The organism is Agrobacterium sp. MCAB5 (genome assembly GCF_052114365.1).
GTDB classification, from domain to species: domain Bacteria; phylum Pseudomonadota; class Alphaproteobacteria; order Rhizobiales; family Rhizobiaceae; genus Agrobacterium; species Agrobacterium tumefaciens.
In genome coordinates, this window is record NZ_JBFREP010000011.1 from 87,770 (window position 1) to 110,177 (window position 22,408).

Consider the following 22,408-nt stretch of genomic DNA (forward strand, 5'->3'; position numbering starts at 1 on the left):
GGGGCATGACGCGTAAGGATCGATGGATTTCCCCCCTCTGGGGGCGGCGGGAATTTTTAAGCCTGCTCGCCGCCTCGGCTCTTGCGGGCAAGGCGCGGGCAGCAGTGACGCCGCGCATCGCCGCCATCGACTGGGCCATGCTGGAAACATCTGTGGCGCTCGGCGTCATGCCGGTGGCGGCGACCGAACTCATCCAGTTCCGGTCCGGCGCGGTCGAGCCTGATATCCCTGAAACCGTCGCCGATCTCGGCCTGCGCGGCGCTCCGAATTTCGAGCTTCTGCAGCTCACCCGGTCGGAGCTCATTCTGATTTCGCCTTTCTACACACGTTATACCGGCAGGCTGGAAGCGATCGCCCCCGTCTTTTCACTGCCCTTTTACGTGAAGGGTGAGCCGCCTTTCGAAAAGGCGCTGGCGGCGGTCACCGCGCTTGGTGAAAAGCTCGGGCGGGCCGAAGAGGCGCGCAAGGTTCTGGGTGAAACGGAAGCGGCACTGCACGCCATGCGGGCCCGTCTTGCCGGGTTTTCCGCACGGCCGACCTATGTCATCAACATAGGCGACGCCCGGCATTTTCGTGCCTTTGGTGCGGATAGCATGTTCGGGGATGTTCTTGGCCGTCTGGGGCTGACCAATGCCTGGGTGGATCGGTCGCAATTCACCTTCGCGGCCCCGGTGCCGCTTGAAAACCTCGCCGCCTCATCCGATGCGCGCATCGTCATCGTCTCCGATATTCCGGTGGAGGCGCGGGAAACTCTGCGCAACAGTGCCATCTGGCGTGCGCTTCCGGCCGTGCGGGAAAACCGGGTGGTCACCCTCGGTAATGTCAGCCCCTATGGCGGTATCACCGCAGCCATGCGTTTTGCGCGGCTTTTGACCGAGGCTCTGGCAACCCACGGAGAGGCATTGTGACGGCACGGCCTCTCCAGCTTTTCTTCGGCCTCGTCTTTCTTCTGGCCTGCGGGCTTTCCCTGCATGCCGGATTGCTGCGGTTACCCCTCGGCGCTTGGCCCGGCCTGCCGTTCGATGCCGCGTCCATGTCGATGGATCAGGTCATTTTCGCCTTCAGCCTGATGCCGCGTGTGGCGGTTGCCATTCTGGCGGGGGCGATGCTGGGATTGTCGGGTGCGCTTTTCCAGCAATTGCTGCGCAATCCGATTGCCGACCCCTCCACCCTTGGCATCTCTGCCGGCGCCCAGCTGGCAATCGTCATCGCGACCCTGTTCTTCCCCTCGGTGCTGGATGGCAACCGCGCATGGGTGGCGCTCGCCGGCGGTACCGCTGCGGCCTCCGTGGTGTTTCTTCTCGGCTGGCGGCGGTCCTTCGAGCCCGTCACCATGGTGGTGTCGGGACTGCTGGTCGGCATCACCGCCGCTTCCGTTGCCGCCGCGCTGACGCTTGCACGAGGCGAATATCTAATGTCGCTTGTGGTCTGGAATGGCGGTTCCCTCAGCCAGCAGGACTGGTCGAATGCGTTTCTGCTTGCCGCCCAACTTCTCGCTGGTCTGGTTCTCACCGGGCTACTGATAAGGCCATTGACGGTTCTGGGTCTCAGCGATTCCAGTGCGCGATCGCTCGGCGTATCGCTCTTTTCGATCAGGCTGGCGGTGGCTGCCGTCGCCGTGATGCTGTCGGCATTCGTCGCCGCCGCCGTCGGTCTCGTCAGTTTTATCGGACTTGCAGCACCTGCGCTTACCCGTGCGCTGGGTGTGCGACGTGCATCTTCCGTGCTGTTCGTTTCGCCGCTTCTGGGCGGTCTGCTGCTCTGGTTCTGCGACGGTCTCGTGCAGCTTCTGGCGAGTACGACAGCGGAAGTGTTTCCGACGGGTGCGGTCACGGCTCTCATCGGCGGGCCTTTGCTGCTTTGGCTGCTGCCGAAAATCCCGCCTACGAATATCCATCGCAATGAGGGCGGCGATCTCGCGATCAGACGCAGGCTTGCCTCCCTGCTGCCGGTGCTTGTCATCATGGCCGGGCTGGTTTTTGCAGCCCTCGCCATCGGCAAGGGGCCGGAGGGCTGGACGGTGCTGAAAGCTGGCGACCTGCAAAGCCTTCTGCCCTTTCGTTGGCCGCGGTTGATGGCGGCTTGTGCTGCCGGTGGTTTATTGGCGATGGCGGGCGCGCTTCTGCAGCGGCTGACCGGAAATCCCATGGCAAGCCCGGAGGTGATCGGCGTCAGCGGTGGCGCGGGTCTTGGTTTTGCCGCCGCCATCACGCTCTTTCCGGCCGCCGGGCTGTTCGAACTGTTTTGCGGCGCCGGCCTCGGCTCGGCAGCCGTCATGATGCTCGTTCTGTTCTTTTCGGTGCGCCGGCATCTGGCGCCTGAAAAAATACTGCTCGCCGGCATTGCCATCAGTTCGCTCTGCTCGGCGGTACTTTCGGCACTGCTTGCCATTGGTGATCAGCGGGCCTGGCAAATTCTCTCCTGGCTCAGCGGCTCGGGTTCGACGGCGACATCAGGTTCGGCGATCTTTCTTGCGGTGCTTTCCGTCGTGCTCCTGGCCGCTGCCCTGTCGGTGACGCGCTGGCTGGTGATCCTGCCGCTTGGCCGGGATGTGCCGCTCTCACTAGGTCTGCCGCTCGCTACGGCGCGTATTGCAGTCATCGCCGTGGCCGGCATTGCCACCGGTGCGGCCTCACTGCTGGTCGGTCCGCTGAGCTTCGTCGGGTTGATGGCACCGCACATTGCGCTTCGGGCCGGTTTCACCACACCGCGCGACCACCTGTTTGCATCGTTCCTGTTCGGTGCGGTGCTGATGGCGCTTTCCGATCTCGGGGCAAGAACCGTGACCTTTCCTTACGAGTTGCCGCTTGGGCTTTTTGCGGCTCTGGCCGGTGCGCCCTATCTGATCTGGCTTTCAGGCAGGCGATGATGATTTTTCTGAACGATTTACGGAGATGAGAACAATGGGTCAGGCCGCACCTGCCGTAGATTACGACGATATCCCGCTTTTCTTTCTGGAAGCGGTAACCATGGAGGTTCCGGGCAGGACATTGCTGCATCCGCTGACGGCAAGCTTTGCCACCGGCAAGACCATCGGTCTTATCGGCCATAACGGTTCGGGAAAATCGACGCTGCTTAAGATTCTCGCGCGCATGCACGAGCCGACGGCGGGCAAGGTGTCGTTCGAGGGGCAGCCGCTGGGGAGCTGGGGCAACCGCGAATTTGCGCGAAAGCTCGCCTATCTTCCGCAATATACGCCGGCTGCGTCCGGCATGCTGGCCAAGGAACTGGTGGCGCTTGGCCGTTACCCCTGGCACGGCGCGCTCGGCCAATTCACCAAGGCGGATCAGGAGAGGGTGGACGAGGCTATAGAGCTGACCGACACCGTGGCCTTCAGGGACCGGCTGGTGGACACGCTTTCCGGCGGGGAGCGCCAGCGCGTGTGGCTGGCCATGCTGGTTGCCCAGAACGCCGAAAGCCTGCTTCTCGACGAACCCATATCGGCGCTCGACATGGCACACCAGCTCGAGGTTCTCTCGCTGGTGCAAAGACTGTCGCGGGAAAAGGGTCTCGGCGTCATCGTGGTGCTGCACGATGTCAACATGGCGGCGCGGTTCTGCGATGAGATCGTCGCACTGCATTCCGGTAGGCTTATCGCAAGGGGAACGCCGAACGAAATCATGACGCCGGAAACGCTGGAGCGTATCTATGGCGTCCGTATGGATGTCATGACCCATGCTGCGACCGGCTTTCCCGTAGCACTGCCGCTTTGACATCGTTGCAGCAAAACAACGCCCTGACGTACTCGCCTTTAACAGGAATTCCGCAGGCGTTTCCCGCCCTAACAATGTCTTAATGGCATCCTACCGCCAGTAGACATTGTTAACCGTTTTGCTTTCCTTGCACCCAATTCAGTTGTTTTGGATCGATTTCGGGGAACAAACGTTAACAGTGCGGAATTCAATATCCGGAGAGGGCAAGAAGGGCTGCTGCGGGTAGGAATAAAACAGGAGAAAATCAGATGAAAAAGGCTGTTGCCGTAACTTTTGCCGCATTGACGATGGGTCTCGGTGGAACCGTGTCCGCACTCGCTGCCGACCTTGCAAGATATGAGCCGGCTCCGCAGGAGCAGGACGAACGCAATGGCGTCAAGATCGGTTACCTCACCTGCGATATCGGCGGTGGCGTCGGTTACGTAATCGGCTCGGCCAAGGAACTGGATTGCACCTTCCAGTCCACCATGGGCGCGCGTCGCACCGACCATTATACCGGCGCCATCCGCAAGATGGGCGTTGACCTTGGCTTCACCACGCAGGGCCGTCTGGTCTGGGCCGTTTTCGCCCCGACAGCGGGTTACCACCGTGGTTCGCTCGGTGGCCTTTATCAGGGCGCCACGGCTGAAGTAACCGTTGGCCTCGGCGTTGGCACCAACATCCTCGTTGGCGGCACCTCGGGCTCCATCCAGCTTCAGACGGTCAGCGTGACGGGTCAGGTTGGCCTCAACCTCGCCGCAACCGGTACATCCGTGACGCTCACTGCGATGAACTGATCATCGACGTACTGCCCGGCTTATAACGCCGGGCATTCTGTCGCATGTCAAAAAACGCCCTCTTCGTTGTCAGACGGGGAGGGCGTTGTATTATGCGGGGCATGATGATCTCGGCATTCAGAACGCTTCCGGCTTCAATGGCTTTTTTCCTCTGTATTGCTGCGCCGGCATTGGCCGAAGGCGATGCGGTGCACGGGGAAAAAGTTTTCAGCCGCTGTTCCACCTGCCACAGTATCGATGCGCCGCGCACCCGCATGGGACCGCATCTGATGGGCGTGGTGGGCAGGCCGATAGCCTCCGTGGCTGGTTACGGCCATTATTCGCAGGCGCTGAAGGATGCCGGTGCCGCGGGTCGGGTGTGGACGGAGGAGGAGCTGCAAAGTTTTATCTCGAGCCCAAAAAAGGCGATCCCTGGAACCTCGATGCGCTTTTTCGGGCTGTGGAGCGAAACGGATATCGCGGATCTGATCGCTTATCTGAAAACGCATCCGATGCCGCAATAACCTTTAAAGCGGTGCTTCCGAGACGATCTCTTCTGCCTCTTCCACCGTCATCGCCATCACCTTCGCGCCGATTTCGAAGCCGAAGCCGTTGCGGGCGAAGGCAGAAAATTCCTTCGACTTGCGTTTTTCATCAAGCTCGACACGGCGAAAGGGGCCGAAGGCGCGCTTGCGCGCAAAGATGACGGCCGCCACCAGATCGTTGGTTTCCTGCAGTGCGACTGCGGCCGTTTCCCGATCAATGCCCTTGATCTGAAGTTTTTGCGCAAGCCCGCGCTTCGACTTGCCGCTGCGCTGGCCACTTCGCACGGCAATTTCTGCATAAGCCGTATCGTCGAGCGCCTTGATGCCATAGGCGAAGGTCACGGCGAATTCGCCAAGCGCCTTTATCTGAGCGGGGCTGATATCCTCGAATTTTTCCCGCGCCTTGCGGGTGATCGCATCGCGCAGCTGCTTTTCCGTCATCATGCGCTGTTCCAGCCGGTAGAGAGCGGAATTGCGCGCCCATGACAGCATGCGGCTGGTGGGTTCGATAGCCTGCGTTTCGCCATCCAGTGCCATGTCGTCGGTCAGGAAGGGGCTGGAATCATCGGTCATCCCGCTTTTATAGCGCAGTGAAGCCGTCTTGCCAGTTCCCGTCTGCTACATGCCCTCCGGTTTTTCCAGCGTATCAGGGCGTCTGCGCGCCGGTTGCGGCGACGTAGACCGAATAGAGCGATTTCGTTGCGGTGATGAACAGGCGGTTTTTCTTCGGGCCGCCGAAGGTGAGGTTTGCGACCGTCTGCGGCACCTTGATCTTGCCAAGCAGCGTACCGTCAGGCGAAAAGCAGTGCACGCCATCGCCGGCACTGGTCCAGAGATTGCCCGCTGTATCCAGACGGAATCCATCAGGCAAGCCATTGTCGAGATTGCAGAATTCCCGGCCGTTTGTGAGCTTCACGCCGTCCACGACATCGAAAACGCGGATATGGCGTGGGCGGGATACATCATGGCTGTAGGAACTGTCTGCGACATAGAGCTTGGTTTCATCAGGCGAGAAAGCCAGACCGTTTGGCTGCACGAAGTCATCGATGGCGATCTTGATTTCACCGGTTGCGGGATCGAGCCGGTAAACATTGCGCGTCTTCTGTTCGGGTTCCGCCTTGTAGCCCTCATAATCGGAAAGAATGCCGTAAGTGGGGTCGGTAAACCAGACACTGCCATCGGATTTCACCACCACGTCATTAGGCGAGTTCAGCCGCTTGCCGCCGTAGCTGTCGGCAAGAACGGTGATCGAGCCGTCGACTTCGGTGCGGGTGACGCGACGGCCGCCATGTTCGCATGAAACCAGCCGTCCCTGCCGGTCGCGCGTATTGCCATTGGTGAAGTTGGAGGGGTGGCGGAATACCGAAATCCCGCCATTCGGCACCCATCGCAACATGCGCTCATTGGGAATGTCGCTGAACAGCAGGCAGCTCAGATCAGAAAACCACACCGGGCCTTCCGCCCAGCGGCAGCCGGAATAAAGCTCTTCCAGTTCCGCATTGCCGACAATCAGAAGGCGGAAGCGTTCATCGTGGATTTCGTAAGGGGAGGCGTTGTCTGTGGTCATGAGCGTGGTCCGCTTGAGGGCTTTTCGTTCGGGGTTCAGCGTGTGGCCTTGGGGCCGCTAGCCAGAAGAATGACGGAAATGATGATGAGGCCGGTGAGGATGAGGCGGATGCCCGCGCCGAAACCATAGGTGTTCAGCATCGAGACCACCAGGAACATGAACAGCGAAGCGCCCCAGATACCGGGTACGTTGGAATCGCCGCCCGCAACCGCCGTGCCGCCGATCACCACCACCGCGATGGACATCAGCAGATATTCCGATCCCATGTTGAGTGCTGCGCCGCCGGAGAAGCTGGCGAGCAGATAACCCGCGATCGCCGCCAGTACCGCGCAGAGCACATAGGTGACGAAGCGTGCTCCATCCACCGGAATGCCGGTCATGCGGGCGGCGAAAGTGCTCTGGCCGATGGCGGAAATCCAGCGTCCGTAAAAGGTGCGGTCGAGCAGCAGCCAGGCGATGACCGAGAGGACAAGGGCGACGAGGGCAACATTCGGAATGCCGAGAGAGCTCGACGTGGCAAAGGTGGCGAGTGTTTCCGGCGGCTTGATCCGCAGGCCGCGGTTGGACCAGATGGCGATAGACTGCACGATGAAGCTCATCGAAAGCGTCGCGATGATCGGTGGGATGCGCAGAAGCTTGATCAACGTATAGTTGCCGATGCCGATGGCGATGCCGATCAGGATGGCGATCAGCAATCCCGGCAGGATGAGACCATCGGACACATCCATGAATTTGAGCGCCAGCGTGCCTGATAGCGTCATCGTGGCGGGAACGCAGAGGTCGATATTACCCGGCCCGAGCGTGATGACGAACATCTGGCCGATACCGACGATCACGGAAAAGGCCGCGAAGGTCAGGGCTGCGTGCGACAGGCCGAAGGAGCTGGCGCCGCCGGTGAACATGACGGTAACGATCCAGACCGCGGCCGTTGCGGCGAACGACCAGATCCATGGTTTTTTCGAGAGAGACGAAAGCCCGTTCATTGGTTTTTCTCCCGCTTTTCGAGACGGTTGAGCAGGATGCGGAGCGCCAGCACGATGATGAGGATCGCCCCTTGTGCGCCTATCTGCCAGTCCGGCGAAATGCGCATGAAGGACAGGAACGAGCCGGCAAGGGTGAGCGTCAGCGCGCCGATGACAGCACCGATGGGCGAGACCCGACCGCCGACGAATTCGCCGCCGCCCAGAATAACGCCGGCAATCGACAGCAGCGTGTAGCGAAGCGCGATATTGGCATCTGCCGATGTCGTTAGCCCGACGAGCGCTATGCCCGACAACACCGCGAAGAAACCGGCCAGCGCGAAGGTGGCAGCACGTATGCCGATGACCGACCAGCCGGAGCGCTCGACGGAGCGGAAGTTACCGCCGACGCCGCGCATCAGCACGCCGAAGGAGGAGCGCATGACGATGTAGTGGGCGACGACCGCAATCACGATGCTGGCAACGATGGCAATTGGCACGAGCGGCGGTTTTGCCGTCATCAGCGCCCGGATGAAGGCTGGCGCCTGGCCGCCGGGTGAGGGGAGGATGAGGACGGCAAGGCCGCCCCAGACAAAGCTCATGCCAAGCGTGACGACGATTGAGGGCAGGGCGCGGATGTGGATGATGGCGCCCAGCATCGCATAAACCGCAATCGCACCGGCGAAGATCGCGATACCGAGCAGTGGCGTCGTTTGCAGGAAGGTGGCGGTGACGCAGGCGCAGAAACTGACGAAGGTACCCATCGACAGATCGAGATCGTTGACGGACATGATCAGCATCTGCGCAATGGTGGCAAGTGCAATCGGCACCGCCAGATTGAACAGCAAGTTGAGTCCGTTATAGCTCATGGCGCGCGGCTGCATGTAAAAGACGGCGGCGAGCAGGAAGGCGAGCGAGGCGGCGGGAATGATGAGACGAAGGGCACTGGCGGAGAGTTTCATGCGTGGTCCTCTCCGGAAAAGGAAGCGGCCAGCACATTCTGTTCGGTGATGTCCTCTCCCACCAGTTCCGCCTGAATGGCGCCGTCGCGGAAAACATAGACCCGGTCGCAAAGGCGGATTTCATCCATCTCGGTGGAGTACCAGATGAAGGTGCGGCCGTGGGAGGCTTCGGTTCTCAAGATATCGTAGACCTCCTGTTTGGTGCCGATATCGACGCCACGCATCGGGTCGTCCATCAGCACGGTGCTAGCCGTGGTGGCGAGCGCGCGGGCGAAAAGCACCTTCTGCTGGTTGCCGCCGGAGAGCGAAAGGATTTTGTTGCCCATGTCGGGCGTGCGGATTTCGATGCGCTTTTTCCACTGCGCGCCAAGCTCGGTTTCCTTGCCCCTGTCCACCATGCCGGCGGATGAAATATCCCGCAGCGAGGCGATGGAAAGGTTTTTGAGGATGCTCCACAGCGGGAAGGTGCCGTTCAGACTGCGATCACCCGCCACGAAGGCGATGTCGGTCTTGCGCGCGGGCAGCCAGCTGCTGTTGCGGGCAAGGTAGAGATCGAGTAGCGCTTCGGTCTGCCCGTGGCCGCCGAGACCGGCAAGGCCGATGATTTCACCGCGGAAAGCCTCGAAGGCGAGGCCTTCGCCCCGGCGCGCCGGCATCGAAAGCACCTTCTCTCCCGCCTTGCGGTTTTCGCCCTTTTGCCTGTCCTGTTCCTTGACGACGCTGCCCATGGCTTCCACCAGCGTGCGCGTCGTGAACTCGCCCGCTGCCCGATCAGCGACCACTCGGCCGTCCTTCATCACCACGATGCGGGTTGCTGTCGACAGAATCTCGCCGAGAATATGCGAGATCAGCAGCACGGAGCCGCCGGTGCGCACGAAACTGCGAACATAATCCATCAATTGTTCCGCAAGACCCGCATCAAGCGAGGAAGTCGGTTCATCGAGGATTACCAGTCTCGGCGCATCCGGGGTTCGACAAAAATTGATGGCGATTTCTACCATCTGCCGCTCGGCGATGGAGAGTTCCGCGATCGTCAATTCGCAATCGATACCGTGGCCGGGAAAAATCTCGTCCAGCGTATGCCGGATCATGGCGAGCGCACGTCCGCGCCAGTTCCGCCCGTTCATCGCGGCATGCATGATGCGGACGTTTTCGCTGATCGTCAGGTTCGGGCAGAGCGACAATTCCTGAAACACGCAGCGAACGCCGCTGGCGCGTGCTGCCGCGATTCCTTGACGGCCTTGTTCGCCGCGATAGGAAATGGACCCCTCATGCGGCGTCAGCCCGCCATTGATGACGTTGACGATGGTGGATTTTCCCGCACCGTTATGGCCGACGAGCCCCAGGCATTCGCCCGAACTTATGACGAGATCGGCCCCATCAAGCGCCCTTACCGCGCCGAACACGACCTTCACGCCGCGCGCGGCAACGACTTCTTCCGCCTCGATGATGTCATTCATGAGCATTCACGCCAGTGATCTGAAACTTGGATAATATAGGTGGCAGTTGCGGCGCCCGTTCAGGGAGCGCCGCAATCGCTTGTGTCCGGAAATTGTCCGGCCTATTTGGCGGAGGCGATGGCCTTCTGGGCGTCTTCCTGTGAATATTCCACATTCGCGACGCCGCCCTTCTGGGTGTTCTTGAGGTTTTCCTCAAGATTGCCCTGATCGATGCGCAGGAAAGGTACGGTCAAATCCTTTTTGACATCCTTGCCGTCGAGGATTTGCTGCGCCACCCAGAAAGCGAGCGTGGAAACGCCGGGGGCGATGGAGACCGACATGGTCTCGTAGCCGCTGGCATCCTTCTGCTGCTTCCACCATTGCAACTCGTCTTCGCGGTTGCCCATGACGATGGTGGGTGTCGGGCGCTTGGCGGCGGCAAAAGCCTGTGCTGCACCGTAACCGTCACCGCCCTGCGTCACGACTGCCGCAACTTCGGGAAGGCTCGGCAGAATGCCGGCGACAGCGCGCTGTGCGACGTCCTGCGCCCAGTCGCCATTGACCGAACCGACAATCTTGAACTGCGGGTTCTTGGCGACGGCGTCGACGATGCCGGCATGGATTTCATCGTCCACCGAAACGCCCGCGAGGCCGCGGATTTCGAGCAGGTTGCCACCCTTCGGCATCGCCTTGGCGAGATAGTCGATCTGGCTTGCGCCCATCGCCTTGAAATCAACGGCGATACGCCAGGCGCAAGGCTCGGTGACGATGCCATCGAACGAGACGACGGTAATGCCGGCGTCACAGGCTTCCTTGACAGCACCGTTAAGAGCGGTGGGCGAGGCGGCGTTGATGACGATGGCGTCGTAACCCTGAAGAATGAGGTTCTGGATCTGCGCCGCCTGTTCGGTCGCCTGATTTTCGGCTGTCGTGAAGGCGTCAGCGGCAGCGACCTGCTTGTCTGCAACTGCCTGCTTGGTGATTTTGTCCCAGCTCGTCAGCATTGCCTGACGCCAGGAATTGCCCGCGTAATTGTTCGAAAGCGCGATTTTTTTAGCCGAGGTATCGGCGTGAGCGGTGATCGGCAAAGCTGCGCATGCGACAGCGGCCGATGCCAGAAGCATCKTTCTGAAAGCCATTGATTTTCCTCCCTGGTGGCTTGCCCTTTTTGAGCTCGGAACCCGCTTTCCCGCAAATCTCCTCGGCGGCAGGCGGAATTCCTTTGCACTGGAGCTCCTTTCCCCAGTAAAAGCGAGAATGACCAAGAAGGTTTGGCTTGTACAGGCGGATAACGGCAATCTTCCTGCGGGTTTCCGCAGAAAGGATGCGGGAACCCGCAGGACGAAACGCCACCGCCGGGCGCAGAATAGCCGATACGGGGCAGGTCGCGCCGCCACAAGTTGACAAGGCAGGCGCTTGGGAGGGTGTCCGCACATGCTGGATACGCCGAAAAGCGCTCTTTTCCATCACTACATGGGCATTTCGCGGCTGCTCGCCGGGCAGCTCGAATTCAACGCCATCATTCAGGCGGTCGCTACCGAAATCACCCATATAATTCCTCACGTCCACATGGATGTCTGCATCAAGCAGCTGGATGACAAATTTCACATCGCCTATGAAAGCGGTCTGGCAAGCGCCTGGAGCCGCCAGCCGCCCGCCCTTCTGTCCGGCAGTCCCATCCGTTCCGTGCTCTCGGGCGAGGTGGAATATCTTTTGAGCGGCGATGCCTGCGCCGATCCGCGCTTCCATTTCGAAGGCGCATTTTCCAGCCCGATCATCGAGCTTGATCTGCATAGCCGCCTGCACGTGCCGATGAAGGTGCATGGCGACATTATCGGCGCGCTCAGTTGCTCCTCGCACCAGTCGGATGCCTATACGATGGAGGATGTCGCCAATGCCCGCGCGGTTGCGGATTTGCTGGCGCCCTATTTTTACGCCATCCGCGCCGCCGAACAGGCCAAACGGTCTGCGATCGAGGAGGCGCGCGCCAATGCCCGCGAGGAGGGGTTGCGGCTGGGTGCCCTGCAATTGACCGAAGCGCTGGAGGCCGAGCGACAGCGGATCGGCATGGATTTGCACGACCAGACGCTGGCGGACCTGACGCGGCTTGCACGGCGCATCGAGCGGATGAGCCACGCACCGGACGTGTCGGGCGAGATGCTGGAACCGGTGGTGCGCAGCCTGCAGCACTGCATGCAGGATCTGCGCGAGATCATTGAGGAGGCGAAACCCTCCATCCTGCAATTGTTCGGCGTCGTGCAGGCCATCGAGACCTATGTGGATCGCTCCGTGCGCGACAGCGGCTCTTCTATCGACTGGTCGGTTACGGACGAGACGGACGGTCTTGTTGAGACACTCGACAAGACCGTTGCCATCTCGCTGTTCCGCATCGTGCAGGAGGCGGTCAACAACGCCATCCGTCACGCGCAGCCGGAAACGATTGCGGTGACACTGTCGTTAACGGATGGCGGGTTGCGGGTGACCGTGAGCGATGACGGTAGCGGCCGTGGCGAGGGGGCTGTCTCTGGTGGACTAGGCATCGGCAACATGAAGACGCGGGCACGGCTGATTTCAGCCAGATTCGATATTGGTGGCAATGGCAAAGACGCTGGAACCCGCATTACCGTGACGTTGCCGGAAGGCGCTTTCGACCGGCGGGAGGAAATATGACATGGATGTGCTGATCGTTGAGGACGATGCGCTACACCGCGCCTATCTGAACGAGGCGGTGAGAGCCGCCCTGCCGGAATGCGACAAGGTGCTGGAGGCGGCAAACGGCAGAACCGGCGAAAAGCTGGCGCGGGAAAACCGCGCCGCCCATATCGTCATGGATTTGCAGATGAACGAACGCAACGGCATCGAGGCGGCGCGCACCATCTGGAAGGAGCGGCCGGACACCCGCATCCTGTTCTGGTCCAACTATTCCGACGAGGCCTATGTGCGCGGTGTTTCCCGCATCGTGCCCGAAGGTGCTGCCTATGGCTACGTGCTGAAATCAGCATCTGACGACCGGTTGCGGCTGGCGTTGCGCAGCATCTTCATCGAGGCGCAATGCGTGATCGACAGGGAAGTGCGCGGCCTACAGGAAAAAAGCCTTGGCAAGGCGCATGGCTTCACCGATTCCGAATATGAAATCCTTGTTGATGTTGCGCTGGGCCTGACGGACAAGGCGATTGCGCGCCGCCGTAACCTTTCGTTGCGCAGCGTGCAGAACCGGCTGCAAAGCCTCTACGAAAAGCTGAACGTCCATCAGGCGGCCGGTGATGACGAGGCGGAAGGCCGTTATAATCTTCGAACCCGCGCCGTCACCGTCGCTTTCCTGCGCAAGCTGTTGAATTACAGCGCGCTCGAAAGGGCCGAGCGGGAATTGGGCGAATGGGCGACTGGCCGCTGATTATCACGGCAGGAAGGCAAGCAGACGTCTTTCATCGGCCCTGAGGCCCGAGACCGGCTTTGCGCCCACCTTCAGAATACGGCCAAGCTTCTTCTGCGCCTTCTCCTCCGTCGCTATATCGAGAACGGTAGGATGTACGTAGCTCTTGCGGCAAATGGCGGGTGTGTTGGACAGTTCCGTCGCCGCTGCCTGACACATACCCTTGATGCTGGGTTTTTCACCCGCAGCCACATGTTCCATCGCATGACAGAAGGCCGCAAGCGTTCCGCCCCAGGTACGGAAAGTCTTGGCAGAAATGCCTTGTCCGCCGACGCGGGAAAGATAGGCGTTGAGATCGCTTGAATCGACGGAGTGAACCCGGTTTTCACTGTCCTGCCAGACAAACAGCTCCTTGCCGGGCAGATCGGCGATTTCCTCGAGGATTTTTTGAAGGCGCGGGTGGCGCAATTGCCGTTTCACCTTCTGCCCGCCCTTGGCTGCAAAGCGCAATTCGATTGTCTCGCCGAAGGACACGTGGCGCTTGAGCAATGTGGTTGCGCCATAGGTACCGTTGGTTTCAAGATAAGAACGGTTGCCGACGCGCAGATAGGCGGCATCGAGAAGCAGCGTCAGGGCCGCCAGTGTCATGTCCTGACCGTGATCCTGTTTTGCAATGTCAGCCAGGGCGCGTCGCCGGATGGCAGGCAGCGCCTTGCCGAAGCTTTTCAGCTGAAAGAACTTCGTCTCACCGCGCAATGCGTGCCAGTCGGGATGGTAACGATATTGCTTTCGCCCGCGCGCATCAAAGCCCGTTGCCTGCAAATGCCCGGATGGGTCGATGCATATCCAGACATCTTTGTAGGCAGGCGGGACGCCGAGCGATTTGATGCGCTTCAACTCCACGTTATCGGACAGAAGTTCGCCGCCCGGCAACCGGTAACAGAAACCGCGCCCGCGCCTTTCTCGGGCTATGCCCGGCTCCTGATCGTTGACATAGGCAAGTCCGATTTTGGCAAGAAGGCGGGTGGGCGGTTGTGGCATCGTTTTTTCCGGCAGGTTTAAGGTTGCAGGAAACGAGAAACAGGCCGCCTTCGTTCCGGCGGCCTGCTGTTCCGGTCATGACTTTCTCAGCCGGCCTTGGCGATCCGCAAAATTTGCGAGTTGCCGCCGCCGCGCTCTTCGGTCACGGCATAGACGGCGCCATCCGGACCCACTTTCACATCACGAATGCGCGCTTCCAGCGGCAATCGGCTTTCCGTCGCAACCTTGTCGCCGTCAATGTGCAGGATGACGAGGCCCTGGCTCACCAGACCGCCTACGATGAAGGCTCCCTTCCACTCGGAAATCTGGTCGGCGTCGTAAAAGGCCATGCCGGACGGGCCGATGACGGGGTCCCAATAATAAACCGGCTGTTCCATGCCTTCCTTGGCGGTGGCACCTTCGCCAACGGACCGACCGCTATATTCGACACCGTAGGTGATGACCGGCCAGCCATAATTGAGGCCCGCCTTCGGCAGGTTCATCTCGTCGCCGCCTTTCGGGCCATGTTCCACTGTCCAGAGCCTGCCCTGTCCATCCAGTGCTGCCGACTGGAGGTTACGGTGGCCATAGCTCCATATCTCGGGGAGGGCGTTCTGCTGGCCGGCGAAGGGGTTGCCCTCGAAGGCCTTGCCTTCGGCATCAATGCGGAAGACCTTGCCAAGCCCGCTCGACAGGTCCTGCGCCTGCACACGCGGCGTTGCGTCTGAACGTTCACCGACGGTGACGTAGAGCTCGTTGTTCTGGCCGAAGACCAGGCGGGAGCCGAAATGCTTATCGCCATCATAGGTCGGCATCTGGCGGAAGATCACCGAGACGTCTTCCAGTTTTGCTGCTCCACCCTCTTCGGTCAACTTGGCCGATGCGACGGAGGTGCCGTTGCCGCCATCCCGTGGCTCGGAAAAAGAGAAGAAGATTTTACGGGAGGTTTCGAAATCGGGAGCCAGCGCGATGTCGAGCAGACCGCCCTGTCCGTCGGACGCTACCTCCGGCACGCCTTCGACCGCTGGGCCAGCTTTGCCGTCTGCGACGATGTGCATTGCGCCTTCCTTGGCCGCCACGATCATGCGGCCATCGGGCAGGAATTCCATCGACCAGATATGCGGTAGGCCCTCGGCAATGACGGTTTTTTCGACATCCGGCTGAGTGGCGGCTTGCGGCGCACGGGTCTGACCCTCGAAAGCCGGTTTCTGATCCGGCGCATTGGGCCGTTTCGTCTCGACTGCCGGGGCGGTCTGTGCGTGGGCGCCGCCGGCAAGTGGTACGGCCAGCAGCGCGAATAGCATCGTCGAACTCAGAAATCGGTTGTTGCGGAACATGGGTCTCCCTTCCTTTGTCTGCATCGGGCAGAGAACCATTTGGGGAGGAATTCGTTTCTTGCGATAGTTTCAAGAAAACTTGATGAGGCCGTGTACGGGCGGCATCCTCTTTTTTCATCCATGTAAACTTACAGGGAACCGCAAGCCCACGCCTACGTTTTCCCCCTGGTTACACGGAGGGCGCCGCCATGCAGATCATCGACAACAAGAACATAGACGGGAACAGAGCCAAGCCAATTCTCAATGTTGCGGAGTTTTGCCGCCGTTACCGGCTGGACAAGGCCGAGGAGACACGGTTGAGAAGGCTGTTCGGAGAATTCGCATCCCGGCACGAGCTTTTAATGAACGCTCAGCGCAAGCCGAACTTCCGCTGATCAGTCCTCCGGATCGAGAGATTTTCCGAAAATCATGAAAACATCATATCGGGTGTTCTTTCCCGTTATCTGGTGCGAAGGCTTGCGAATGCCGGGCATAGGTTCGGCGCGCAGAGGCCATTTTAGAACCACCCGCTTCGTCGCATGTTCAAGCGCAGCCTCCATAAGCTCTACCTGATCGGGATCGGATCCCACCAGTTCCCGCAGCACCCGCATCTCCTTTTTCACCAGCGCCGTGTTGTGGCGCGGCGGATGCATTGGGTCGACGATCACCACCTCCGGTGAAAGTTCTTTCAGCAGAAGCCGGGAATCGCCCTGCAGCAGCGTCATGCGGGAGGCAGCCTCGGCATAGGCTCCACCCGCCTCCAATGCGCGGCGAATGCCGTCAGCAAGGTGGGCGTGCATACCGGGTGAACGCTCTATCAGCGTAACTTCGGCTCCGAGTGACGCCAACAGAAAGGCATCGCGCCCGAGCCCTGCCGTAGCATCGACGATTTTTGGCGTGCGGCCTTTGGTGAAGCCCGCGGCCTTCGGCAGAGCCTGTCCGCGCCCCTCGCCGGAGCGGAAACGGTGACCGACCGCACCGCCAACAAAATCCACCACGAAGCTTTCGTCTTGTTCTTTCATCGCAGGCCTCAGAAGGGGCAGGGCACGGTATAGGTGACGTCGCGGCCATCCGGGTGACGAAAGCCCACCGCCTCGGCATGCAGCATAAGACGCGGCGCGGCGGCGAGCGCTTCACCTTCTGCATAAAATTCATCGCCAAGGATAGGGTGGCCGAGAGCCTTCATATGCACCCGCAATTGATGGGTGCGGCCGGTGAGAGGGGCAAGTGCGAGCCTCGTAGCGGGAAGCGGCAATCTTTCCAGCACGCGCCAAAGGCTTTGCGCCGGCTTGCCATGGTCGTGGTCCACCCGGTGGCGGGGCTTGTTCTCGGGGTCGATCGCAAGTGGCAGGTCCACCTTGCCCTCTTCACCCTCGACTTCACCCCAGACGACGGCAACATAGGATTTGCGGGTCTGGCGGTTCTCGAACTGGGCGGCGACGGTCGCGTGCGCCTTGCGGTTCAGGGACATCAACACGATGCCTGATGTATCCTTGTCCAGCCGGTTGATCATCAGTGCTTTTGGAAACTGTTTCTGCACGCGCGTCAAAAGACTGTCGGAGAGCGCGGGATCGCGTCCCGGCACCGAAAGAAGTCCGCTCGGCTTGTCCAGCACCAGTAGATCGTCATCCCGGTGCACGATAGTGAGCCACGGTTCGAGCGGCGGATTATAGACGGGGTTGGAAAGCTCAGATGACATTGCGCTTCCTTAGCACAAATCGGGCATGGGGCCAGATGCCCACCGCGCAATATGATTAGTCCGGAATATGAAGATTGACGCGGCCACTGGTCAGATCGCTGATGAGCCGTGTCAGACGCTCGGCTTCCTCTACGGGAACCGAAAGCTGCATATCCGCGCCGGTGCCGGTGAAGTCCTCCTTTTCCACTCGCAGGTTTTGCGTGGCGGCGAGGCGCGATTTTACCAGGGCCAGATCGGAGAACGGGCAGCTCAAGGTCGCGCTGACATAGGCGATGACCGGTGACGTCTCGCCAAGCCGAAGGCAGGCCGCCGCCGTGCCGCCATAGGCGCGCATGAGGCCGCCGCTGCCGAGCAGAATGCCGCCGAACCAGCGGATGACGAGGACCGCGACATTGTCCAGGGCCTGACCGTCGATAGCCTGAAGGATTGGCTTTCCCGCCGTGCCGGAAGGCTCGCCGTCGTCACTGAAACGATAGGTCTGGCCGGTTCGCCATGCCCAGCAATTGTGGTTTGCGTCGAAGTCAGAATGCGCCGCAAGGAAGCTTTTCGCATCCTCCTCGCCAGTGACAGGTGCTGCAAAGGCAATGAAGCGGCTTTTCTTGATATCCTGCGAAAAGGTGACGGGTCGGTCGAGCGTGAACATGCGCGCTTCAATATCGCATATATTCGCGCGCGGAAATCGGTATAAGGCCACAATGGCGAAGATGCGATGGAGCGGGTTTTGAAGAAGGCAAGGCAGGTCGCGATTGTCGGCGGCGGGCCAGCGGGCCTGATGGCGGCCGAAGTGCTGTCTGCGGCTGGCCATGCCGTAACGGTGTTCGAGGCCATGCCGACCGTCGCGCGCAAATTGCTGATGGCCGGAAAATCCGGTCTCAACATCACCCATGCCGAAGACTACGACATTTTCCTCCACCGTTTTGGCGACGCGGAGCAAAAGCTGCGCGCCGCCCTCGTTGATTTCACGCCCGGCGCGCTGCGTCACTGGGCGCAAGGTCTGGGGCAGGAGACCTTCGTCGGCACGTCAGGTCGGGTGTTTCCGACGGTCATGAAGGCCTCGCCGCTGTTGCGGGCATGGCTTGCCCGGCTGGAGGCACACGGCGTTATCATCAAGACGCGGCATCGCTGGATGGGTTTTTCCGCAGACGGGCTGGTTTTCGCGACACCGGAGGGCGATGTCTTCATGAAGGCCGATGCCGTTCTTCTGGCGCTCGGCGGCGCAAGCTGGCCGCGTCTGGGTTCGGATGCGGCATGGGTGCCGGCACTCGCGGCTGAAGGCGTGGAGCTTAACCCTTTCCGCCCCGCCAATTGTGGCTTTGATGTCGATTGGAGCGATGTCTTCCGGCAGCGTTTTGCCGGTGAGGCGTTGAAATCCGTCACCACCATTTCCCCGGCCGGAGCGTTTCAGGGTGAGTTCGTGGTGACGCAGCACGGCATTGAGGGCAGCGTCATCTATGCCCATTCCGCCGCACTTCGCGACCAGCTGGAACACACGGGAAAGGCGACACTCGCTGTCGATCTGGCGCCGGGACGTACCGTGGAGCGCCTTGGCCGGGATCTGGCAAAGCTTGGCCGCAAGGAGAGTTTTGCAAACCGGTTGCGGAAGGCCGTGGGCCTCTCCGCCGTCAAGGTCGGACTTCTGCGGGAAATCTTTCACGATATCTCGGCGATGCCGGATGATCTGGTCGCCGCAAGAATCAAACATGCGGAGATACCGCTTGCACGGACGAGACCGATTGCCGAGGCGATTTCATCGGCTGGGGGCGTTGACTGGCAAGGTATCGATGAGAACTACATGCTGAAAAAACTCCCCGGCATTTTTGCTGCCGGGGAAATGCTGGACTGGGAGGCGCCGACCGGCGGTTATCTGCTGACCGCCTGTTTTGCCACTGGCAAGGCCGCCGCCAAGGGCATGACCAAATGGCTCGACGGCTTGGCCTAACCGGCCTCGGCCAGTTTTTTTTCCGCGCTTGGCGTGGTCCTGACGAGGCAGCGCATGATGGCATCCGTGGTGACGGAGCCGAGTGACTTGCCGTTTTCGCCGATGATCACGGCACTGCCGACATCCTCCCTGACGAGCGCGCGCAAGCCTTCCTCGACGGTCATGTCCGCATCGAGCTGAAGACGCGACTGGCCGGTAAACTCCGGCTGGACGATGGCGCCGAGACGAATGACCCGGCCACGGTTGACCTCTTCCACGAAGGCTTCGATATAGCTGTCTGCCGGACTCATGACAATTTCGGCGGCCGTACCCTGCTGGATGATCTCGCCGTCGCGCAGAATGGCGATCTTGTCTCCCAGCCGAAGAGCCTCATCCAGATCGTGGGTGATGAAGACGACGGTTTTCTTCAGCTCTTTCTGCAATTCCAGCAGCACTGTCTGCATGTCGACGCGGATGAGTGGATCAAGTGCCGAATAGGCCTCGTCCATCAGCAGGATTTCGGCGTTGTTGGTCAGCGCGCGGGCGAGACCCACGCGCTGCTGCATGCCGCCTGAAAGCTGGTTCGGATAATGGCTCGAAAAGCCTTCCAGCCCCACCCGCTTGATCCAGACGTCGGCTTTTTCTTCCCGCTCGCCCTTGTCGACGCCCTGCACCTCAAGGCCATAGACGACGTTTTGCAGCACGTTGCGGTGCGGCAGCAGGCCGAATTTCTGGAATACCATCGCCGTCTTGTGGCGGCGGAATTCCAGAAGTTCCGCTTCGTTGAGGCGACAGACATCCGTTCCGCCATAAAGGATTTCTCCCGCTGTCGGGTCGATCAGGCGGTTGACGTGGCGGATCAGCGTCGATTTTCCCGAGCCGGAAAGGCCCATGATCACGGTGATCTGCCCGCCCGGCATGGTGATGTTGATGTCGCTTAGGCCGAGCACATGGCCGTGCTTGGCGTTCAGTTCCGCCTTGGACATGCCGCCCTTCACGGCGTCGATGTAGTTCTCCGCCTTGGAGCCGAAAATCTTGTAAAGGCTGCGGATTTCGATCGATTGACTAGCCATGCGCCACTTCCCGGTGTTTTTGCAGGCGAAGGCCGTAGGCCTGGCTGATGCGGTCGAAGATGATGGCGATGCCGACGATTGCCAGGCCGTTGAACACACCGAGCGTGAAATACTGGTTGGCGATGGCCTTCAGAACCGGCTGGCCAAGGCCCTGAACACCTATCATGGAGGCGATGACGACCATGGCGAGCGCCATCATGATTGTCTGGTTGATGCCCGCCATGATGGTGGGGAGTGCAAGCGGCAGCTGCACCTTGAAAAGCTTCTGGCGCTTCGAGGAACCGTAAGCGTCTGCCGCTTCCAGCACGTCCCGGTCAACCATGCGGATGCCGAGATTGGTAAGCCGGATCATCGGCGGAATGGCGTAGATCACCACGGCGATGACGCCCGGGACACGGCCGATGCCGAGCAGCATGACGACGGGAATGAGATAGACGAAACTCGGCATCGTCTGCATGACGTCGAGAACGGGGTTCACGATACTCTGCAGGCGGTTGGACCGCGCCATGGCGATGCCAATCGGCAAACCGATCACGATCGAGAGCACGGCGCAGACGAAGATCATCGAGATCGTCTTCATCGTGTCTTCCCACATGCCGAACCAGCCGATGGCAAAGAGAATACCGCAACATAGTCCAACAATGGTGGCGCTGCGGCTGGCAAACCAGGCGAGTACGCCGACAATAAGAATAACGACCGGCCAGGGGGTGCCGATCAAAAGCCTTTCCGCCCAGATGAGGAAGCTTTGGAGCGGTGTGAACAGCCCCTCTATCGTGCCGCCATAGGCTCTGGTGAAACCCCGAAACCCCTCGTCGATCACTTTCTTCAGCGCACGCAGGGCATCGTCATTCATGGTCGGAAATTTGAAAAGCCAATCCATATCCTGTTCTCCACGACGAACCGGGGCCGGCGGGCAATATCCGCCGCGCTCCGGAACTTAAAAACGGCCGGGCGCCGCCATTGGCGGGCCAAGCTGTCGACCACATATGTCGTGCCACCCTTTTAGAGGGCAGCCTTGACCTTTTGCGCGACGTCGGGGGAAACCCAGCCCGTCCACAGAGCCTCGTTTTCCTTCAGGAAGTGTTTCGCGCCATCTTCGCCGGTTGCCTGATTGTCGGTCATCCAGGCGATCAGCTTGTTGACGGTGTCGTTGGTCCAGGCGCGTTTGTTCAGATAGTCCATGGCCGGGCCGGCGCGGTCGGCAAAGGTCTTGCTGACCAGCGTCTGCACGTCGTCAACCTGCCATGCATTGGGCTTCGGGTCCGCGCAATCGGCAACCGAGGTGCAGCGCTTCCATTCGGCAGAGTCATATTCCGTGCCGAAGCCGAGCTTCACCATCTCATATTTGCCGAGCAGCGAGGTCGGAGCCCAGTAATAGCCTACCCACGGCTGTTTCGCTTCGTAAGCCTTGGCGACCGAGCCGTCGAGACCTGCGGCGGAACCGGTGTCCACCAGGGTGAAGCCGGCCTTTTCACCACCAAAAGCCTTGAAAAGCTGGGCGGTGACGACGGTGCCGCCCCAGCCCTGCGGGCCGTTGAAGACGGCGCCCTTTGCCTTGTCTTCAGGCGAGGGGAAGAGCTCGGGATGTTTGAAGAGATCAGGAATGGTCTTGAGATCGGGGTTGGCATCGGCGACATATTTCGGGATCCACCATCCCTGCACAGCGCCGTCCGACAGAATCTTGGCGGCCGCCACGACCTTGCCGCCCTCAAGTCCCTGTTTGACGATTTCCGGCTGCAGGCTGACCCAGGCCTCCGGCGCGATATCAGGCTGGCCCTTTTCGGCCATGGAGGTCAATGTCGGTACGGTGTCGCCTGTGACGATTTCAGCGCTGCAACCGTAACCCTTTTCCAGAATGATCTTGTCGAGATTGGCGGCGACTTCAGCGGATTGCCAGTTCATGCTGGCGATCGTGACGTTTCCACAGTCCGCAGCAAAGGCTGCACCGCCTGTAAGGGCGAAGCCGGCGGAAAGAATTGTGGCACCCAAAAGTATTTTCATTTTTGTTCCCTCTGGTCGCGGTGTGCGAAGACCCGGGCGCTGACGGCACCGCGACCGCCAGCACCCGC

At 60.5% G+C, this 22,408-nt stretch carries 23 protein-coding genes; 9 read left to right on the forward strand and 14 right to left on the reverse strand.

The features are described from left to right. Positions 1-5: 5 nt before the first annotated feature. The 5 genes from AB4Z23_RS21780 (at position 6) to AB4Z23_RS21800 (ending at position 4,992) form a co-directional block, all read left to right on the forward strand. Complete coding sequence (locus tag AB4Z23_RS21780; protein ID WP_004431662.1) at positions 6-908, forward strand: iron-siderophore ABC transporter substrate-binding protein; 903 nt, start codon at positions 6-8, stop codon at positions 906-908. Further along, positions 905-2,869 carry a Fe(3+)-hydroxamate ABC transporter permease FhuB gene (gene fhuB / locus AB4Z23_RS21785; RefSeq protein ID WP_004431664.1) on the forward strand — a complete coding sequence of 655 codons (1,965 nt, stop codon included), beginning with the start codon at positions 905-907 and terminating at the stop codon, positions 2,867-2,869. The genes AB4Z23_RS21780 and fhuB overlap by 4 nt, the downstream gene beginning before the upstream one ends. A 34-nt stretch (positions 2,870-2,903) precedes the next feature. Beyond that, entirely contained in the window at positions 2,904-3,713 is an 810-nt protein-coding gene (locus AB4Z23_RS21790) for an ATP-binding cassette domain-containing protein (protein WP_004431665.1), read from the forward strand. Positions 3,714-3,961: 248 nt separating this feature from the next. After that, positions 3,962-4,489 carry a DUF992 domain-containing protein gene (locus tag AB4Z23_RS21795; RefSeq protein ID WP_004431668.1) on the forward strand — a complete coding sequence of 176 codons (528 nt, stop codon included), beginning with the start codon at positions 3,962-3,964 and terminating at the stop codon, positions 4,487-4,489. A gap of 92 nt (positions 4,490-4,581) precedes the next feature. Then, positions 4,582-4,992: a c-type cytochrome gene (locus AB4Z23_RS21800; protein WP_004431671.1), complete on the forward strand. Its 411-nt coding sequence runs from the start codon at positions 4,582-4,584 to the stop codon at positions 4,990-4,992. 3 nt (positions 4,993-4,995) lie between these two features. Here the strand turns inward: AB4Z23_RS21800 and recX are convergent, their stop codons facing one another. The 6 genes from recX to AB4Z23_RS21830 all read right to left on the reverse strand — a co-directional run bounded on the left by recX (position 4,996) and on the right by AB4Z23_RS21830 (position 11,079). After that, complete coding sequence (gene recX, locus AB4Z23_RS21805; protein ID WP_004431673.1) at positions 4,996-5,586, reverse strand: recombination regulator RecX; 591 nt, start codon at positions 5,584-5,586, stop codon at positions 4,996-4,998. A gap of 73 nt (positions 5,587-5,659) precedes the next feature. Beyond that, positions 5,660-6,580: an SMP-30/gluconolactonase/LRE family protein gene (locus AB4Z23_RS21810; protein ID WP_004431678.1), complete on the reverse strand. Its 921-nt coding sequence runs from the start codon at positions 6,578-6,580 to the stop codon at positions 5,660-5,662. Between the two features lie 35 nt (positions 6,581-6,615). After that, complete coding sequence (locus tag AB4Z23_RS21815) at positions 6,616-7,563, reverse strand: ABC transporter permease (RefSeq protein ID WP_004431681.1); 948 nt, start codon at positions 7,561-7,563, stop codon at positions 6,616-6,618. Next, a complete protein-coding gene (locus tag AB4Z23_RS21820) occupies positions 7,560-8,501 on the reverse strand; it encodes an ABC transporter permease (RefSeq protein WP_004431684.1) in 942 nt (313 codons plus the stop codon). The genes AB4Z23_RS21815 and AB4Z23_RS21820 overlap by 4 nt, the downstream gene beginning before the upstream one ends. Beyond that, positions 8,498-9,961: an ATP-binding cassette domain-containing protein gene (locus AB4Z23_RS21825; protein ID WP_421407712.1), complete on the reverse strand. Its 1,464-nt coding sequence runs from the start codon at positions 9,959-9,961 to the stop codon at positions 8,498-8,500. Before AB4Z23_RS21825 ends, AB4Z23_RS21820 begins: the two co-directional genes overlap by 4 nt. A gap of 101 nt (positions 9,962-10,062) precedes the next feature. Beyond that, positions 10,063-11,079 carry an ABC transporter substrate-binding protein gene (locus AB4Z23_RS21830; protein ID WP_441360762.1) on the reverse strand — a complete coding sequence of 339 codons (1,017 nt, stop codon included), beginning with the start codon at positions 11,077-11,079 and terminating at the stop codon, positions 10,063-10,065. A 295-nt stretch (positions 11,080-11,374) separates the two neighbouring features. On the opposite strand from AB4Z23_RS21830, the gene AB4Z23_RS21835 reads away from it, so the two are divergent. Together AB4Z23_RS21835 and AB4Z23_RS21840 are read left to right on the forward strand one after the other, a co-directional pair. Further along, positions 11,375-12,610, forward strand: a complete 1,236-nt coding sequence (locus tag AB4Z23_RS21835) for a GAF domain-containing sensor histidine kinase (protein WP_019566558.1) — start codon at positions 11,375-11,377, stop codon at positions 12,608-12,610. 1 nt (position 12,611) lies between these two features. Continuing rightward, positions 12,612-13,334, forward strand: a complete 723-nt coding sequence (locus AB4Z23_RS21840) for a response regulator transcription factor (protein ID WP_004431697.1) — start codon at positions 12,612-12,614, stop codon at positions 13,332-13,334. A 3-nt stretch (positions 13,335-13,337) separates the two neighbouring features. Here AB4Z23_RS21840 and AB4Z23_RS21845 read toward each other — a convergent pair whose 3' ends face one another. Both AB4Z23_RS21845 and AB4Z23_RS21850 read right to left on the reverse strand, forming a co-directional pair. Next, the gene (locus tag AB4Z23_RS21845; RefSeq protein ID WP_035199899.1) at positions 13,338-14,354 is read right to left on the reverse strand and encodes a DNA topoisomerase IB; all 1,017 of its coding nucleotides are present in this window, start codon (positions 14,352-14,354) and stop codon (positions 13,338-13,340) included. Positions 14,355-14,440: 86 nt separating this feature from the next. After that, on the reverse strand, positions 14,441-15,670 hold the full coding sequence (locus AB4Z23_RS21850; RefSeq protein WP_441360763.1) for a PQQ-dependent sugar dehydrogenase: 1,230 nt from the start codon (positions 15,668-15,670) through the stop codon (positions 14,441-14,443). Positions 15,671-15,858: 188 nt separating this feature from the next. Here AB4Z23_RS21850 and AB4Z23_RS21855 point away from each other — a divergent pair, with 188 nt between their 5' ends. Further along, the gene (locus AB4Z23_RS21855) at positions 15,859-16,044 is read left to right on the forward strand and encodes a hypothetical protein (protein WP_004431706.1); all 186 of its coding nucleotides are present in this window, start codon (positions 15,859-15,861) and stop codon (positions 16,042-16,044) included. Here AB4Z23_RS21855 and AB4Z23_RS21860 read toward each other — a convergent pair whose 3' ends face one another. Genes AB4Z23_RS21860 through AB4Z23_RS21870 form a run of 3 tightly spaced genes read right to left on the reverse strand, consistent with a single transcriptional unit; the run spans position 16,045 to position 17,991 of the window. Further along, the gene (locus AB4Z23_RS21860) at positions 16,045-16,671 is read right to left on the reverse strand and encodes a class I SAM-dependent methyltransferase (RefSeq protein ID WP_004431708.1); all 627 of its coding nucleotides are present in this window, start codon (positions 16,669-16,671) and stop codon (positions 16,045-16,047) included. Positions 16,672-16,679: 8 nt separating this feature from the next. Then, positions 16,680-17,348, reverse strand: coding sequence for a pseudouridine synthase (locus AB4Z23_RS21865; protein ID WP_004431711.1), 669 nt, complete (start codon positions 17,346-17,348; stop codon positions 16,680-16,682). Positions 17,349-17,403: 55 nt separating this feature from the next. Further along, positions 17,404-17,991, reverse strand: coding sequence for an IMPACT family protein (locus AB4Z23_RS21870; protein WP_019566553.1), 588 nt, complete (start codon positions 17,989-17,991; stop codon positions 17,404-17,406). A gap of 66 nt (positions 17,992-18,057) precedes the next feature. On the opposite strand from AB4Z23_RS21870, the gene AB4Z23_RS21875 reads away from it, so the two are divergent. Further along, positions 18,058-19,287: a TIGR03862 family flavoprotein gene (locus AB4Z23_RS21875; protein WP_035199900.1), complete on the forward strand. Its 1,230-nt coding sequence runs from the start codon at positions 18,058-18,060 to the stop codon at positions 19,285-19,287. Here AB4Z23_RS21875 and AB4Z23_RS21880 read toward each other — a convergent pair. From AB4Z23_RS21880 to AB4Z23_RS21890, 3 genes are all read right to left on the reverse strand, one after another. After that, positions 19,284-20,339 carry a quaternary amine ABC transporter ATP-binding protein gene (locus AB4Z23_RS21880; RefSeq protein ID WP_025595241.1) on the reverse strand — a complete coding sequence of 352 codons (1,056 nt, stop codon included), beginning with the start codon at positions 20,337-20,339 and terminating at the stop codon, positions 19,284-19,286. The genes AB4Z23_RS21875 and AB4Z23_RS21880 overlap by 4 nt on opposite strands. Beyond that, a complete protein-coding gene (locus AB4Z23_RS21885; protein WP_004431720.1) occupies positions 20,332-21,219 on the reverse strand; it encodes an ABC transporter permease in 888 nt (295 codons plus the stop codon). The genes AB4Z23_RS21880 and AB4Z23_RS21885 overlap by 8 nt, the downstream gene beginning before the upstream one ends. 122 nt (positions 21,220-21,341) lie before the next feature. Beyond that, positions 21,342-22,340 carry an ABC transporter substrate-binding protein gene (locus tag AB4Z23_RS21890; RefSeq protein ID WP_004431723.1) on the reverse strand — a complete coding sequence of 333 codons (999 nt, stop codon included), beginning with the start codon at positions 22,338-22,340 and terminating at the stop codon, positions 21,342-21,344. Positions 22,341-22,408: the final 68 nt, after the last annotated feature.